At 62.3% G+C, this 16,592-nt stretch carries 10 protein-coding genes; 5 read left to right on the top strand and 5 right to left on the bottom strand.

The window, feature by feature from the left end:
* Nucleotides 1-273 precede the first annotated feature (273 nt).
* From HWX91_RS04525 to HWX91_RS04540, 4 genes are all read left to right on the top strand, one after another.
* Nucleotides 274-1,176: an N-formylglutamate amidohydrolase gene (locus HWX91_RS04525; protein WP_028198932.1), complete on the top strand. Its 903-nt coding sequence runs from the start codon at nucleotides 274-276 to the stop codon at nucleotides 1,174-1,176.
* Nucleotides 1,177-1,198: 22 nt separating this feature from the next.
* Nucleotides 1,199-1,969 (top strand): IclR family transcriptional regulator, encoded by a 771-nt coding sequence (locus tag HWX91_RS04530; protein WP_028198931.1) that lies wholly within the window; start codon nucleotides 1,199-1,201, stop codon nucleotides 1,967-1,969.
* Nucleotides 1,970-1,982: 13 nt separating this feature from the next.
* On the top strand, nucleotides 1,983-3,464 hold the full coding sequence (locus HWX91_RS04535; protein WP_042276298.1) for a YfcC family protein: 1,482 nt from the start codon (nucleotides 1,983-1,985) through the stop codon (nucleotides 3,462-3,464).
* A gap of 356 nt (nucleotides 3,465-3,820) precedes the next feature.
* Nucleotides 3,821-7,408 (top strand): indolepyruvate ferredoxin oxidoreductase family protein, encoded by a 3,588-nt coding sequence (locus HWX91_RS04540; protein WP_028198929.1) that lies wholly within the window; start codon nucleotides 3,821-3,823, stop codon nucleotides 7,406-7,408.
* A 164-nt stretch (nucleotides 7,409-7,572) separates the two neighbouring features.
* On the opposite strand, the gene HWX91_RS04545 is transcribed toward HWX91_RS04540, so the two are convergent.
* Nucleotides 7,573-8,277 (bottom strand): copper homeostasis protein CutC, encoded by a 705-nt coding sequence (locus HWX91_RS04545; protein WP_028198928.1) that lies wholly within the window; start codon nucleotides 8,275-8,277, stop codon nucleotides 7,573-7,575.
* 146 nt (nucleotides 8,278-8,423) lie between these two features.
* Entirely contained in the window at nucleotides 8,424-9,692 is a 1,269-nt protein-coding gene (locus HWX91_RS04550; RefSeq protein ID WP_028198927.1) for a sensor domain-containing phosphodiesterase, read from the bottom strand.
* Nucleotides 9,693-10,119: 427 nt separating this feature from the next.
* On the opposite strand from HWX91_RS04550, the gene HWX91_RS04555 reads away from it, so the two are divergent.
* A complete protein-coding gene (locus HWX91_RS04555; protein WP_028198926.1) occupies nucleotides 10,120-11,775 on the top strand; it encodes a Na+/H+ antiporter in 1,656 nt (551 codons plus the stop codon).
* Nucleotides 11,776-12,476: 701 nt separating this feature from the next.
* Here the strand turns inward: HWX91_RS04555 and HWX91_RS04560 are convergent.
* The 3 genes from HWX91_RS04560 to HWX91_RS04570 form a co-directional block, all read right to left on the bottom strand.
* Nucleotides 12,477-13,784, bottom strand: a complete 1,308-nt coding sequence (locus HWX91_RS04560; RefSeq protein ID WP_028197803.1) for a solute carrier family 23 protein — start codon at nucleotides 13,782-13,784, stop codon at nucleotides 12,477-12,479.
* A gap of 204 nt (nucleotides 13,785-13,988) precedes the next feature.
* A complete protein-coding gene (locus HWX91_RS04565) occupies nucleotides 13,989-15,554 on the bottom strand; it encodes a methyl-accepting chemotaxis protein (RefSeq protein ID WP_028197802.1) in 1,566 nt (521 codons plus the stop codon).
* A 420-nt stretch (nucleotides 15,555-15,974) separates the two neighbouring features.
* The gene (locus tag HWX91_RS04570; RefSeq protein WP_028197801.1) at nucleotides 15,975-16,589 is read right to left on the bottom strand and encodes a DUF2239 family protein; all 615 of its coding nucleotides are present in this window, start codon (nucleotides 16,587-16,589) and stop codon (nucleotides 15,975-15,977) included.
* Nucleotides 16,590-16,592: the final 3 nt, after the last annotated feature.

The raw sequence follows: 16,592 nt of genomic DNA on the forward strand, positions 1-16,592 counted from the left end.
GCTTGGTCAAGGTGTCGTAGAAATACTGGTTTGCCCGCATTGACGGCATTACGTGCTGCTGGGGGTTTTACTGAGTGACACCGCGCAAATCCTTGACCAGCAGGGATTTCAAAATAGATGACCCAGATTGCAAGGCTTTCGACGAGTGACTTGACCGGCAATAAGGTTCGTCGTTAAATATTGATATGCTGTTTTATTTAATAAAACACGCAAGCCACTGACTCAAGCCACGACGACCTTCAAAGCGCGTCGGCCACCCGAAAGGAATTTGTTTTGACGCCCGATAGCAACACTTTTGCCGCGCCGGCAAACGCGCCGTTCTTTATCGCGGAACCCACTGCGGCTGCGCTACCGATCCTGTTCGATTCGCCGCACAGTGGCATCGCGCTGCCGGCCGACTTCGGCACGTCCGCGCCGACCGCCGCGATTCGCAGTTCGTGGGACGCATTCGTCGACGAACTGTGGGCCGGCGTGCCCGAGCAAGGCGGCGTGCTGATCGGCGCACATTTCCCGCGCGCCTATATCGACCCGAACCGGGCGATCACCGACATCGACGTGCAATTGCTCGCCGAGCCGTGGCCCGAACCGCTCGCCCCGGAGAAGTACACGTTGCGCGGCATGGGGCTGATCCGGCGCGACGCGCTGCCGAATGTGCCGATGTACGACCGCAAGCTGTCGATCGCCGAAGTACGGCATCGCATCGACACGTACTACTTGCCCTATCGTGCCGCGCTCAGCGCCGCCGCCGAGCGTGCTTACGCCCAGCACGGTGCGCTGTGGCACATCGACTGCCATTCGATGAAATCGCGCGGCAACGAGATGAACGTCGACGCCGGCGCGGCACGTCCCGACTTCGTTATCAGCGACCGTCGCGGCACCACCGCCGACCCGGCCTTCACACAATGGGTGGCGGACTATTTCAGCGGCGCGGGCTATCGCGTTCAGATCAACGAGCCATATCAGGGCGGCGATCTGCTCACCGCCGTCAGCGATCCCGCGCGGCGCAGGCACAGTATCCAGATCGAACTGAATCGCGCGCTGTACATGGACGAAGCCGCGTTCGTCAAAAACACCGGCTTCGACACGCTCAAGCGCGACCTCGACGCTTTCGCCGCCGCGCTCGCCGGCTATGTCCGCGCCCAGCTTGCCGCGCCTCGGCCCTATCCGGCTCAATGACGCAACGAATGAAGGAACAACCGTGAACTACATCGTCGATTCCGTCGACAGCGCACTCAAGCTGCTAAGCCACGTGGCCGAACATCCAGGCCTTGGCGTCACCGAACTCGCCAACCAACTCGGCATCAACAAATCGCGCGCTTATCGCATGCTGTGCACGCTCGAATTGCATCGCTTCGTGGTGCAGGACACGCGTGCCTCGACCTACGCGCTGGGTCCGCAGGCCTTCGTGATCGGCGTCGCAGCCGCGCAGCAGAACACGCTGGTGCGCTCGGCGCAAAAGCACATGCTTGCGCTCAACCAGGCAATCAACGAGAACGTCGTGCTGCGCGTGCGCGAAGGGCTCGAAACCGTCTGCGTCGCGCGTTGCGAAAGCACGCACGAGATGCGCACCATCGGCGCGGTGGGCAACCGGCGCGCGCTCAACAGCGGCGCGTCCGGCAAGATCCTGCTCGCGTTCGCGCCGGACGCCGTCAAGACCGAATACTTCGCGCGGCTGAAAAAGCTGCCGCAGCCGCCGGACCCGATGAAGCTCGCCGACGAACTCGATGCGATCGCGCGCAAAGGCTATGCGGTCAGCGTGGGCGAAGTGACGGCCGGCGCGGTGGCGATTTCGGTGCCGGTGCGGGATGTCACCGGAGAAGCGGTGGCCGCAGTCAGTGTGTCGGGACCCGAAATGCGCATTAGCCGCATCGAGATTCCCGATTACCTCGAACGGCTGCAAGCGTGCAGTCGCACCATCTCCGCCGAACTCGGCTACACCGCGCCGCAAATGAATCCGCTGCCGGCATGACAGGAATCCATCCATGACCACGCTTGCTCCACCCACGGCCCCCACCGCCGACGACGACCAACCGCAAGGCAGCCATCCCGGCAGCGGCGGCGAAGAAAAGAAGCCGCACGGCAAGATGCTGCATCCGGTGGTGATGATGATCTGGGTCGTGCTCGCCGCCGTGGCGATGACCTATCTGATCGACGCCGGCCGCTTCGAGCGTCACGACAAGCTGGTGGTGCCGGGCACCTATCAGGTGGTGCCGAAGAGCCACAGCCTCGCCACGCTGATCACGCCCGGCGTCAGCAAAAGCACCCCCGAACAGGCCGCGCCGGCGAGCCTGGTGTCGGCCTTCGTCGCGGTGCCCAACGGTCTCATCAAGAACGCACCGCTGATTTTCATGGTGATGTTCGTCGGCGGCATGTTCGGCGTGATGCGCAAGACCGGCGTCGTGGACGCGGGGATCGACCGGCTCCTGCAACTCACCGCGGGCAACGTGTATGTGCTGGCGCCGCTGCTGATGGTGCTGATCGGCCTGGGCAGCACCTTGCTGGGATTCATCTCCGAATACCTCGTGATCATTCCGATGGTGATGGTGCTGGCGCGGCGGCTCGGCTTGTCGAACCTGTTCGCGGTCGGGCTGGTCGCGATTGCCGCGAAGGTCGGTTATATCGCCTCGGTGACCAATCCGCTGTCGCTCGCCGTCGCGCAGCCGATCGTCGGGGTGCCGCTCTTTAGCGGAATCGCAATGCGCATCGGCGTGTTCGTTGTGTTCCTGACGCTAGGCATTCTGTATCTGCTGGCCCACGTGCGTTTGAGCGGCTACCGGCTGGCTGTCGCCCGTCAAAGCGTCGATCAGCATCCGCAAGCCAGGCTGTCGGGCCGCCACAAAGCGACGCTGATCGTGCTGACCGTCGCCGCCGCCATGCTCGTGATCGGCACGCGTGAACTGCATTGGGGCAACGTGGATTTGTCCGCGTTCTACGTGTTCATCAGCATCGTGACGGCGGCTGTGGGCAGGCTCGATTCGCGCAGCGCGGCTGATGCTTTCGTCGACGGCATGAAGGGGATGATTCTCGCCGGCCTGCTGATCGGGCTCGCGGCATCCGTCGAACTGATTCTGCAAAATAGCCTCGTTCTCGACACGCTGATCGAGCATTTCACGCGACTCGCGCGCGGCCAGTCCGCGGTGTGGGTGGCGAACGGCCTGATGGCCGTGCAGATGGTGCTCGACGTGTTCATTCCATCCGTGTCCGGCAAGGCCGCGGTCAGCATGCCGATCATCGGACCGATTGCGCAGTTGTCCGGTGTCAGCGGCCAGACCTCGGTGCTCGCCTTCGTGTTGGGCGGCGGCTTGACGAATATGGTCACGCCGACCTCGGGAATGCTGCTCGCGTATCTCGCCACCGCGCGGGTCGGCTTCGGTCAGTGGATCAGGTTCATCCTGCCATTGTTCGTGGTGCTGCTGTTGCTCTCGGGCGGCGCCCTGGCGCTGGCCGTCTGGACTGGGTACTGAACCTTAGGCCGGCCGCTTTGAAAGGTATTCGCCCGCCTGCCGCAAAACGGCCGGCTGGGCGCGCGCTAATGCCGATTTCACCGTCGGGCGACACACCAGGGCATACCCGAACCCTTCCGTCGCGTGGCAGATCCATCTCAAAACTTCATTAAAAAGCGCGACCCGTCGCGCTGTTTCGTTGAACGCGTCGCCAAGTAGAAAAAATTCACTCCAATCGGCGCTAAAAAATAGAGTCTCTTTCGCCGCGTCACCTTTTGTGGTCCCCACCCACGGCGCGCGGATGCAAAACGCAATTAATGCATGGGATCGGAGTAAGCACTAAAGCGCCAACTCCGATCGACAATGGAGACTCACCCATGACCGCTCGCCTGCCCATCGACGGCACGCCCGCTCTCGCCGACTACAAGCTGTCCGACAACCTCACCGCCACGCGCGGCCGGATTTTCCTGACCGGCACCCAAGCGCTGGTGCGACTTGCGCTGATGCAGCGCGCCGCCGACCGCGCACACGGTATGAACACCGCCGGTTTCATCAGCGGCTATCGCGGCTCGCCGCTCGGCATGGTCGACCAGCAGTTATGGAAAGCAAAGAAACTGCTCACGGCGAGTGATATTCGCTTTTTGCCGGCGATCAACGAAGAACTTGGCGGCACCGCCGTGCTCGGCACGCAGCGAGTGGAATCGGACCCGGAGCGCACCGTCGAAGGCGTATTCGCGATGTGGTACGGCAAAGGCCCGGGCGTGGATCGCGCGGGTGACGCGCTGAAGCACGGCAACGCGTACGGCTCGTCGCCGCACGGCGGCGTGCTGGTGGTGGCGGGCGACGACCACGGCTGCGTGTCGTCGTCGATGCCGCATCAAAGCGACTTCGCATTGATGGCGTGGCATATGCCGGTGGTGAATCCGTCGAACATTGCCGACATGCTCGAGTTCGGCCTGTATGGCTGGGCGCTCTCCCGATTCTCTGGGGCGTGGGTCGGCTACAAGGCGATCTCGGAAACGGTCGAATCCGGTTCCACCGTCGATCTGGATGCGCTGCAGACCGAATGGACGATTCCACAAGATTTCGACGCACCCGCCGGCGGCCTGCATAACCGCTGGCCCGATCTGCCGAGCCTGACCATCGAATCGCGCATGCACGCGAAGCTCGACGCGGTTCGTCATTTTGCGCGCACCAATAGCATCGACAAATGGATTGCGCCGAGTCCGCATGCGAACGTGGGCATCGTCACCTGCGGCAAGGCGCACCTCGACCTGATGGAAACGCTGCGCCGACTCGATCTGACGGTGGCCGATCTGGAAGCGGCCGGCGTGCGGATCTACAAGGTCGGTTTGTCGTTCCCATTGGAGATGACGCGCATCGACGCGTTCGTGTCCGGTCTGTCTGAAGTGCTGGTGATCGAAGAGAAGGGTCCGGTCATCGAGCAGCAGATCAAGGACTATCTGTACAACCGCACGCAAGGCACGCGGCCGATCGTGGTCGGCAAGAACGCCGAAGACGGCACGCTGCTGCTGTCGTCGCTGGGTGAATTGCGGCCGTCGCGCATTCTGCCGGTGTTCGCTAACTGGCTCGCGAAGCACAAGCCGGCGCTCGATCGTCGCGAGCGTGTGGTCGATCTGGTCGCGCCGCAAATTCTTTCGAATGCCGCGGATAGCGTCAAACGTACGCCGTATTTCTGCTCCGGCTGCCCGCACAACACATCGACCAAAGTGCCTGAAGGTTCAATCGCGCATGCGGGGATCGGCTGTCACTTCATGGCGTCGTGGATGGAGCGCGACACCACCGGCCTGATTCAGATGGGCGGTGAAGGTGTGGATTGGGCTTCGCATTCGATGTTCACGAAAACGCGCCACGTCTTCCAGAATCTCGGCGACGGCACCTATTTTCACTCAGGTATTCTCGCGATCCGCCAGGCGGTCGCCGCGAAAGCCACCATCACGTACAAGATTCTCTATAACGATGCCGTCGCGATGACCGGCGGCCAACCGGTCGACGGCAGCATCTCCGTGCCGCAGATCGCGCGTCAGGTGGAAGCCGAAGGCGTGTCGCGTTTCGTCGTGGTCAGCGACGAGCCGGAGAAATACGACGGCCATCACGACCAGTTCCCGAAGGGCACGACGTTCCACCACCGCAGCGAAATGGATACCGTGCAGCGCGAATTGCGCGACACCGACGGCGTAACCGTGCTGATCTACGACCAGACCTGTGCGGCGGAAAAACGGCGTCGCAGGAAAAAAGGCGAGTTTCCCGATCCGGATAAACGTCTTTTCATCAACGAGGAAGTTTGCGAAGGCTGCGGCGATTGCGGCGTACAGTCGAACTGCCTGTCGGTCGAACCGGTTGAAACCGCGCTGGGGCGCAAGCGCCGCATCGATCAATCATCGTGCAATAAGGACTATTCCTGCGTGAACGGTTTCTGCCCGAGCTTCGTCACGGTGGAAGGCGGCAAGCTGAAGAAAGCCGCGGGCGCCGCGTTCGATCCGGTCGCGCTCGCTGCACGCGTCGACGCGCTGCCGATTCCCGCGACGCATCTCGATGCCGCGCCGTACGACATCCTGGTGACGGGCGTTGGCGGCACCGGCGTCGTGACGGTCGGCGCACTGATCAGCATGGCCGCGCACCTGGAAGGCAAGAGCGCGTCGGTGCTCGACTTCATGGGCTTCGCGCAAAAGGGCGGCTCGGTGCTGTCGTTCGTGCGCTTTGCCGCACGCGACGAGTGGCTCAATCAGGTGCGTATCGACACGCAACAGGCCGACGTGCTGCTCGCCTGCGACATGGTGGTGGGCGCGAGCGCCGATGCCTTGCAAACGGTGCGTCATGGCCGCACGCGCATCGTCGTCAACACGCACGCCATTCCGAACGCGACCTTCGTGCAGAATCCGGATGCGACGCTGCATGCCGATGCCCTGATCGACAAGATGCGCCACGCCGCGGGTGAAGAGCGCATGTCGACGTGCGACGCTCAGGCACTCGCCACGCGTTTCCTCGGCGACACGATCGGCGCGAACATTCTGATGCTCGGTTATGCCTGGCAACTCGGTCTGGTGCCGGTGTCGTTCGCGGCGATGATGCGCGCGATCGAATTGAACAACGTCGCTGTGCAGATGAACCAACTGGCGTTTTCGATTGGGCGTGTGGCTGCGGAAGATCCGGCGGCACTGGAATCGCTGTGGCAAGCACGGCATCAGGCCACGCAGGCGGTACGCGTCGATACGCTCGACGAACTGATCGCGCATCGCGAGGGCCGTCTGCAGATCTACGGCGGCGCGCGCTATGTGCAGCGATATCGCACGCTGGTCGACGCGGCGCGTCGCGCCGAAACCGCGGTCGATGCAAAGAGCGAGCGCGTGACGCGTGCTGTGGCGACGACGTTCTACCGTCTGCTTGCGGTGAAGGACGAATACGAAGTCGCGCGTCTGCATACGGATGCGGCTTTCCGTGAAGCACTGGAAGCGCAATTCGAAGGTGTCGCGGGCAAGGACTTCGGCATCAAGTTCAACCTCGCGCCGCCGACGCTCGCGCGCGCACAACCGGGCGTCAATCCGACCAAGAAGACCTTCGGTCAGTGGATGTGGCCGGTGCTCGGCGTGATGGCGAAATTCAGCAGTTTGCGCGGCACGATGCTCGATCCGTTCGGCCGCACGCTGGAGCGCAAGATGGAGCGCGAACTTGCTGACGACTTTGAAACGACGTTGCAACGCGCGCTCTCGAAGCTCAACGTGAACAATCTCGAGGACGTTGCAAAGCTCGCCGATCTGCATGCGCGTGTGCGGGGTTACGGTCACGTTAAGCTGGCAAATCTGGCGGGCGTGAAGCGCGGCGAGCGCGATCTCGCGGCACGCTTGCAGATCGAAGCGGCGACCAGCGCGTCGGTGAAGAAATCGTTGGACGAGGTCAAGGGTGCCGGTCAGTTGCGCGGCATTCCGGTGGTTGTCGCGAAGTAGTTCTTTCGCTTTGTACGATGAAAAATGCCGCTTCGAGTTGAACCTCGAAGCGGCATTTTTTTGCTTGCTGGATTGGTGACGCGTTGCATCTCGTAGCGTCGATTGTCTGCCGGATCGTTTTGCTACGCGCTGCGTCCCAGAGCGCCGGTTATCGTCCTGACGAATCAGCTTCGCTTTGAGTCCAGTAGCGCTCTCACCTGCGCGACTTTCTCCGCATCGACGGGTGCAAGACCGTTGCCGCCAACGCGCACCCCCGAACCGAAGTGAACCGCCTGAACCTGCGTCGCGCTCACGAAACCGGCAACCGCGTCGATGGTCAAACCCGCGCCCGCCAGCACCGTGCAATGTGAGCCGGCCGCTTGCCGCACCAATTCACGCACGATGGGCTCCGCTTGCAATACCGAAGGTTTGCCGCCCGAGGTCAGCACATTCGTCACGGCATCGAAACCGAGCAGCACGTCGAGTGCTTTTTGCAGATCACGCGTTTCGTCGAACGCGCGGTGGAAGGTGATCGCCAGGCCATCTGCCACATCGATTACGCGGGCGAGGCCTTCACGATCGATCTCACCGTCTGCCGTCAGCATGCCGATCACCACGCCGTTCGCGCCGGCCGCTTTGACCGCACGCACGTCGCGCAGCATGACGGCGTAGTCGTCGGCGTCGTACACGAACGAGCGACTGTGCGGACGTACGATCACGTTGACCGGTGCGGGCGCCGACGCGGCAACCACTGCTTCGATCAGGCCAAGACTCGGTGTCAAACCGCCCTCGCCCATCGCGGTGACGAGTTCGAGCCGGTCCGCGCCCGCCTGAAGGCCAAGCCGGGCGTCGGCGACGGTCGTTGCGATGACTTCGAGTAGAACGGACATAAACGTGGCGGAGGGTCGTCAAAAACGACATGATCGCAGAACCGCTGCTCGTCCTGCCAATCTGAACCACGGCTGTCGCCACTCGCCGTTCCGGTCTGAACTACCGGACCCCTTCGCTTGTTCTCCCGAGCGCCCCATCCGAACCGCTATTCTTCGACCCAATCGATATCGCCGCACAGCACGCAGGTCTGATCGCCAACGCGCGTGGCCATCGAAAGCGTCACGCACGGCAAGGCCTCATTGATCGACAGATACGGACGCGTCACATGCACGCGTTCCGGCGCATTGATCGCCGCACGGAAATACGGCCGACGCAGCCAGTTCGCCCCTTGCGCGTCGGCCAGCGGCAGAAAGCGCGTTTCATGCGCCGCGCGATCGGCGCGCAACACGACATTGCGGCCCGCCTGCTTGCCCTTCGCGTCGAGCAGAAAACAGCGTGCGGCATGGTCGAGCGCAAGGAAATTCCAGCACACTTCCTCGAGCGGCTCGCCGGCGGCAAGCCGTTCCGCAGCGCGCTCGAAGGCCCGCAGGTACGGGGTGAGACGGCTCGCATTGCGGCGCTCGCGCGCTTCGGCCTGATCGCGATAACGGTCGGTGACTTCGCTGATGCAAGTCGCGGCGTGCGCCGCGTCGGCCGCGCCGGGATTCGGCCGACCGAAGAAAAAACCCTGCACGAAGTCCGCATCGCAGGCGAGCGCCATCTGCGCTTCATGCTCCGTTTCGACGCCTTCGATCAGCACCAGCTTGCCGGCCTCATGCAGCAGCGCCACCAGGCCCGGCAGGATAGTCGCCATATCCGCACGATGCGCGGCGTGCGACAGCATGATGCGGTCCAGCTTGACGATATCGGGATTCAATTGCCAGATCCGTTCGACGTTCGAGTGACCCGCGCCGAAATCGTCGAGCGCGATCAGGAAGCCGCGCTCGCGGAACTGACGCACTGCTTCGACGAGACGTTCGAGATCTTCCGCCTGCTGTTCGAGCACTTCGAGCACGATCCGCCGCGGCGACAGATCGAGGCGCCGGAGATTGGCCAGCAACGCGGCGGCGAGATACGGATCGGTGAGCGCGCCGGGATGAATGTTCAGGAACAGCCATTCGCGCTCGGCGCCGAGCACCTTGAAGTTCTCCAGATGCAGCGTCTGGGCGAGCCGGTCGACTTGCAGCACGTCGCCCAGACGTGCGGCCTCGCCGAACACGTCAAGCGGCGACACTGGCCGGTCGAGCGCGTCGTGCGCGCGCAGCAAGCCTTCGTAGCCGACCGCCCGCATGTGCGAGAGGCTGAAAATCGGTTGAAACACGCTGGTCAGCGTCAGCTCGCCATGCTGCACCGAAAAACGTTCGAGCCCCGATGTCACCTCGACATCGAAACCATGCGGCGCTGCGGCCGTCCTTTCCTGTTGCGCGATCGTCATGCAATCCTCTCATGCGAGAGCCGGGCCGGTCCGGACGCGAAAGCGAACAACCTCGGCACCGATTCCCAAAATGTGCGTCATCGATATTCCTTAAGCAAGCTCCATGCGCACGCTGGCGCACATTCGAACGAAATTTGCATAGCCGGCTGCACCGGCGCAAGGGACGATGCGCCGCTCGCGGGCGTGACGCGCACCGTTCAGGTGCATCGCGTTGACGGGATGCCGGCCGCCGACGCGCACGGGGACTGGCCGGATGAGGGCGCTGGGGCTTGCAGGGTTGACGAGGGGGTGTCGCATCATCGGGCTAAACTTCGGCCTTGCGTCTTGCGTCTCACGTCTTATCTCTCACGCACGCCTTGTGGCCGGGTTGCGGTGACATCGCCAATGTTCGCCGAGGCGGCACCGCTATATCTTCAGAAATAGACCGATGGATATTGTCTTTACCGTACTGATTCTTTTGCTCGCCGTCTCTGCTTCCGGCATCTTTATCCGGATGCTGCCGATTGCGTTGCCGTTGCCACTCGTTCAGATCGCGATCGGCGCTTTGCTCGCATGGCCGAGGTTTGGACTGCACGTCACCTTCGATCCGGAAATTTTCATGATGCTGTTCATTCCGCCGCTGCTGTTCGCGGACGGATGGCGCATTCCCAAGCGCGAATTATTCATGGCGCGCCGTTCGATTCTGATGCTGGCCCTCGGGCTGGTTTTCATGACGGTGCTGGCCGTCGGCTACTTCGTGCATGCGCTGGTGCCGTCGATCCCGCTGCCGGTCGCCTTCGCGCTTGCTGCGGTGTTGTCGCCGACCGATGCCGTTGCGCTCAGCGGTATTGCCGGCAAGGGCAGGATTCCCGGGCGGCTGATGCATATTCTCGAAGGCGAGGCGTTGATGAACGACGCGTCGGGCCTGGTCGCGTTGAAGTTCGCGATTGCCGCGGCGCTGACCGGCGTGTTTTCGTTGCGCGACGCGTCGATCAGCTTCGTGATCATCGCGGTGGGCGGCCTGGCGACGGGTGCGGCGGTGAGCTGGGCGTTCAGCTTCGTATCGGCGCGCTTTCTGAGTCTTAATGAAGAAGGCGATCCGGCGCCGGGCGTCGTGATGACGTTGCTGATTCCGTTCGCTGCGTATCTGATTGCCGAGCGCTTCGAATTGTCGGGCATTCTGTCTGCGGTCGCGGCCGGCATGATGATGAATTACGCGAGCATAGTGAACGTCGGGCCGGTGTCGTCGCGCGTGCGGGCGAGCAGTACGTGGACGATGATCGAATTCGTCTTCAACGGCATGGTGTTCATTCTGCTGGGGTTGCAGTTCCCGCACATTCTTGGCCGTGCGCTGCTCGACGCGCACGAGACTAGCGACGCGCAGGTGGGTTTGCTGATTGGCTACATTGCCGCGGTGGCGGCGGCACTGTACGCGATGCGCTTCGTGTGGGTGTGGCTATTGCGCTGGTTCGCGAGCCGCGGTGCGGCGAAACACGGTGTGGCGAACGCCGTCCCTGGCTTGCGCACGGTGACCGTGACGACAGTGGCCGGCGTACGTGGCGCGGTGACGCTGGCGGGTGTGTTGTCTTTGCCTGAGGTGTTGCCTGGCGGCGCGCCGCTGCCGGGGCGGGATCTGGCGATTTTCATTGCGTCGGGGGTGATACTTTTATCGCTGCTGGTGGCGGTGGTAGCGTTGCCGCTGTTGTTGCGGGGTTGGCGGCGCGGCAAGGATCCGCATGCTGCGGAGGAGGCGATGGCACGCACGGCGGCGGCCCAGGCGGCGATCCGTGCTGTCGATGAGGTGCACGATACTCAGTGCGCGGATCTCGATGAGTCGGCATCCGCGTATGCCGCGGATGTCACCGCGAGGGTGATGGATGTGTATCGACGGCGGCTCGCGACGCTCGATGAGGAGCAGGAGCCACGGGAGTTGGCGCGCCGTGCCGATGCGCTGGAGTTCCGGATGAAGTTGGCGGCTATGCGGGCGGAGAGGAAGGCGCTGCTTGCGCTGCGGAATTCTCAGCAGATTAATGATGAGACTTTGAATAAGCTCATGCGGGAGGTGGATCTGGCTGAGACCGCACTTACTGTGCGGAGGAAATGAAGGTTTTGGTTTTGGTCTGGATTCTGGGTGTTGCCTTGTTGTAGTGGTCTGTTCTGGTGTTGGTCTTTTGGCCTTTCCTTGAATTGTTAGTGGTCTATTAGCGTTGCCCCTGTGCGGGGCGGCACCTACTTTTCTTTGCCTGCCGCAAAGAAAAGTAGGCAAAAGAAAGCGGCTCACACCGCTAATTTTTAAGCGGGTCCCCCGCACAGTAGCGGTAGTGGTGCATCTGGAATCCGTGTTCCCGCGCACTCCGCGTCAGCGACAAGGCGCTCATCAGCTCCCACTCCGCACTGCGTGCGTCGCGGACGGGTCTGCCTGGGAAACCTGGCCAACGCTTTGCATACCTGATGGTTTTTGGAATTGGGTATCGGCGCGCGTAGCGCCGCCGGAGGTATGACGGCCTTGTCACTAACGCCGAATGCGCGAGGCGACGGATTCCAGATGCACCACTACCGTGGCTGCGCGGGGGACCCGCTTATGAGCTAGCGGTTTGAGCCGCTTTCTTTTGCCTACTTTTCTTTGCGGCCGGCAAAGAAAAGTAGGTGCCGCCCCGCACAGGGGCAACGCTAATAGACCACTAACAATTCAAGGAAAGGCCAAAAAGACCAACAACAGAACAAACCACGAACCCAGGAAGGCACCGCCAAAAAATCCAGATCAACAACAAACCCGCCGAACGGCCAAAACCAAACCCAAAACCTTCAAGCCACCGGCCCCTGCGCCGGTTTCCTCCTCAAAAGAGCGTAAAGAATAATCGCCCCAAACGTCGCAGTCCCAATCCCCCCCAACCCAAAACCGCCAAGCTTCAAAGAAAAATCCCCAGCCCCAAGCACAAGCGTCACCGCCGCGACAATCAGATTCCGATTGTCGGAAAAATCCACCTTATTGACGACCCAGATCCGTGCACCGGTCACGGCAATCAACCCAAACACAACAATCGACACCCCACCCAGAACAGGTCCGGGAATGGTCTGGATCACCGCGCCAAACTTCGGCGAGAACCCAAGCACAAGCGCAATCACCGCAGCAATCACAAACACCAGCGTCGAATAAATCCTGGTCACAGCCATCACGCCAATATTCTCGGCATACGTCGTCACCCCAGTGCCACCGGCAAAACCCGACAGCATCGTCGCCAGTCCGTCGCCGAGAAATGCGCGGCCAACATAACGGTCGAGGTTCTGCCCAGTCATCGCGCTCACCGCCTTGATGTGCCCAAGATTCTCAGCAACAAGAATCACCGCAATCGGTGCAAGCAAAGTCATCGCCCGCATGTCGAAAACCGGCGCAGTAAAGTGCGGCATCCCAAACCACGCTGCGTTCGCCACAATCGCGAAGTCGATCGGCTTACCCATGCCGAGGCCATTCGTGACGATCGCGTAAATCACATACGCCATCAGCAATCCCACCAGAATCAACAATCGCTGCAGCATGCCACGCGCAAACACCGCAACCGCGCCAACGCACAGCACCGTCACCAGCGCCATCCACGAGTCGAAGTTGCTGCCGCTCACGCCATGCACCGCGATCGGCGCAAGGTTCAAGCCGATCACGCAGACGATCGCCCCAGTCACGACCGGCGGCATCAACGTTTCAATCCACTTCGTGCCGATCGCCGACACGATCAAACCAATGACCGAGTACACCGCGCCGCACGCAATGATCCCGCCCAACGCGACCGGAATGTTCAGGTTCGGACCGTGCCCGCCATACCCCGTCACGGCGATCACCAGGCCGATGAACGCGAAGCTCGAACCGAGGTAGCTCGGTACGCGCCCACCCACCAGCACGAAGAACAACAACGTGCCGATCCCCGACATGAAGATGCACAGATTCGGATCGAAGCCCATCAGCAATGGCGCAAGCACGGTCGAACCGAACATCGCGACAACGTGCTGAATGCCCATCGCCAACATCTGCGGCCACGCGAGCCGCTCGTCAGTGCCGACAATGCGGCCCTCGGCCGCGTTCGGCTGGACACGCCAGCGTGGGAAGTAAGAATCGGCCATGGCGGGGGTTCTCCTCTATCGGCGTTATGGTGGACGGCGCCGGGATATGCGCCGTCGGTGAATTACGCGCGAGTGTACGGAGAGCGACCAGGCCTGGCAAGGGCGGCAAAATAGGCCGCTCCGCCGCGCACGAGCGCATGACGAACGCCACGATCGCGTGAGGGCACAGCGTGAAGACCTCGCCTCAGAGAATCATCACGTGAATCAGCCGTGCCGCGCGTCCAGCGAGAACACCGTGACCGCCGCCTGCAACTGCCTCGCCTGATCCGCCATCGACGCCGCAGCGGCTGCCGCCTGTTCCACCAGCGCAGCGTTCTGCTGGGTCACGTCGTCCATTTGCGCAACGGCGCGATTCACTTCCTCGATGCCGGTGCTCTGCTCCTGCGACGCCGACGAAATCTCGCCCATGATGTCAGTCACCCGTTTCACCGCATGCGTGACTTCGGCCATCGTTCGGCCGGCCCGCTCGGCCAGTTCGGCGCCGCTGCCTACGCGCGCCGTCGAGCTCTCGATCAGTTCCTTGATCTCCTTGGCCGACACCGCACTGCGTTGCGCCAATGACCGCACTTCCCCCGCCACCACCGCAAAGCCGCGGCCCTGTTCGCCGGCGCGCGCCGCTTCGACCGCAGCGTTCAGCGCGAGAATATTGGTTTGGAACGCGATGCCTTCGATCACCGCGATGATGTCGGTCATGCGCTTCGAACCCGCCGCCAGCTCGCGCATCGTTTCGACCACGTCGCCGACCAGGCTGCTGCCGCGCGCCGCCACCTCCGACGCGCCATGCGCGACGCCCCCCGCCTGCTGCGCGTTCTCGGCATTCATCTTCACTGTCGACGTCAATTCCTGCATGCTCGACGCGGTTTGCTGCAAGGCGGCCGCTTGCTCTTCGGTGCGTTGCGACAGGTCGGTGTTGCCCTGCGCGATTTCGCCCGAGGCCATCAGGATCGACTCGCTCGATTCGCTGATACCCGAGACGATGCCCGCCAGCCGCTCACGCATGTTGCGCAGTGCGAACAGCATGCTGTCGGTGTCGCCCGCACGCGTGTCGACGCGCACGCTCAGGTCGCCATCGGCGATGCGATTGGCGATGTGCATCGCGTAATGGGGTTCGCCGCCGAGTTGACGCGCGAGTCGCCGCGCGATCACCATCGCGAGCACGGCGCCTGCCGCGATCGCGCTCAGCACCAGCGCGAGCATCACGATGCGCATGTGCCGATAGTCCGCACTCGCCTCCTGTTGAGCGTCGGTGGCTTGCTGACGGCGGTAGTCGATCAGCGTTGCAATGCGATCGCGCAGCGCCTCGCTCGACGCAATCGCGCGACGCACGAGTTCGTTGTTGTCGACGCCGGCCGGAATCGGTTCAAGTCCGATCTGCTGATGCACGATGCCTTCCCAGACGGCCGACTTGCGCAACACGTCGTCGAACATTTCCTGGCCCTTGCTGGTCGCGATCGTAGGGCGATACTGGTCGTAGGCCGCGTGCATCTCCTTGAGCGAGGCGACGATACCGTCCTTCAACTTTTGACGACCGGCGTCGTCGGCTGCATAGCCGAGATTCGCGGCGGCAAGATCGGAATCGATCTTGTGGCGGTTCGCCTCTTCCATCCAGTAGAGGCCATTCATATGCTGGTCGCAGATGGCGTTGGTAATGTCATGCATCGACGACAGCGTCTTCAGCGAAGTCCCGCCGATCACAAGACAAAACCCGATCACCACGGCAAATGCCAACAGCAGTTTCCTGAATACGGTCATGCGGTCGAACCACTTCATCTCACCATCCTTCATAAGCCCTTGGGGGACATTCGCGCCTTCGTGCCACCGCGACACATTTCGCGTTTTTCCGGATACGTGGCGACGCTGTCACCTCTTTTTACGGCGTCCATGACAGAGACTTGACACGATAAATGGCGGGAATAACCGGGACAGGATGATGTAAGGAAAGGTCGACGCGCGGGGCCGGATCGCTACGCCATGCGCGTCGCGCAGCAAGCCCGCGATTGGGATTTGTCTGATATATGGGAGGCGGTTCAACCCTTAGACTTTCTTTGCTGCGTTCGCCCCCATGAGCGCACGCGATGTTGTTGTAACTCTCCGACTTTCCGCTCACGCTCCCCGGCGTGAGCGGTTTTTTTTGTCCGCATTTCGTCTACAGGTGTCGTTAGCCATGCACCCATCAGTGCACGTTCGAATCTACGGATGCCTGACGAATGCATCAGCGGCAAGACAGAGCGTGTGGTCACGCACATCCTCTGGCCACGCGGCGACGATATCGTCAAAACGCACCTGATCGTCGGCATAGAGCGCGCGCGTGGCATCTTCGTAAGCAGGCAGATTGCCGGCGAGCGCGGTCATGAAGCGATACACCGATTCTTGCGCCGCACGTTTGCGGTCCTTGTCCTCGCCCGCCAGCCGCGCCGCTTCAACGAGTTTGCGCAGCGCGACCGAAGCGCCCCCCGATTGCCCGTTGAGCCAGTCCCAATGACGCGGCAGCAGCGTGACCTCCCTCGCCACCACACCAAGCTTGGGCCGGCCACGGCCACGCGGAGTGTCGTCTTCTCCCGCGTCGGCGATTGGTGCGGGCTGCCCGACGGGCGCCTGACTTGCCAGCCGGGCAAGAATCTCTTCAGGCGTGCCGCGCAAATCAAACTCGACCGGGCGACTCGTGACCGTGTCGAAAATCAGCACAGGCGCCCGTTCGCCACGCGCCAGCACCTCTCGCACGGCAAGCGCCACCTCGGGCGGTGTGCCCGAGGCGATACGTCGGTGCCCCTCGAAGGCGATGCAGGTAGCAGGATAGGGGGTCATGAC

The organism is Paraburkholderia fungorum, from assembly GCF_902833645.1.
Lineage (GTDB): Bacteria > Pseudomonadota > Gammaproteobacteria > Burkholderiales > Burkholderiaceae > Paraburkholderia > Paraburkholderia fungorum.

Coding starts and splice junctions, on each gene's coding strand:
- HWX91_RS04535 (WP_042276298.1), top strand. CDS start 1,983: ATGACCACGCTTGCTCCACCCACGGCCCCCACCGCCGACGACGACCAA.
- HWX91_RS04540 (WP_028198929.1), top strand. CDS start 3,821: ATGACCGCTCGCCTGCCCATCGACGGCACGCCCGCTCTCGCCGACTAC.
- HWX91_RS04545 (WP_028198928.1), bottom strand. CDS start 8,277: ATGTCCGTTCTACTCGAAGTCATCGCAACGACCGTCGCCGACGCCCGG.
- HWX91_RS04550 (WP_028198927.1), bottom strand. CDS start 9,692: ATGACGATCGCGCAACAGGAAAGGACGGCCGCAGCGCCGCATGGTTTC.
- HWX91_RS04555 (WP_028198926.1), top strand. CDS start 10,120: ATGGATATTGTCTTTACCGTACTGATTCTTTTGCTCGCCGTCTCTGCT.
- HWX91_RS04560 (WP_028197803.1), bottom strand. CDS start 13,784: ATGGCCGATTCTTACTTCCCACGCTGGCGTGTCCAGCCGAACGCGGCC.
- HWX91_RS04565 (WP_028197802.1), bottom strand. CDS start 15,554: ATGAAGTGGTTCGACCGCATGACCGTATTCAGGAAACTGCTGTTGGCA.
- HWX91_RS04570 (WP_028197801.1), bottom strand. CDS start 16,589: ATGACCCCCTATCCTGCTACCTGCATCGCCTTCGAGGGGCACCGACGT.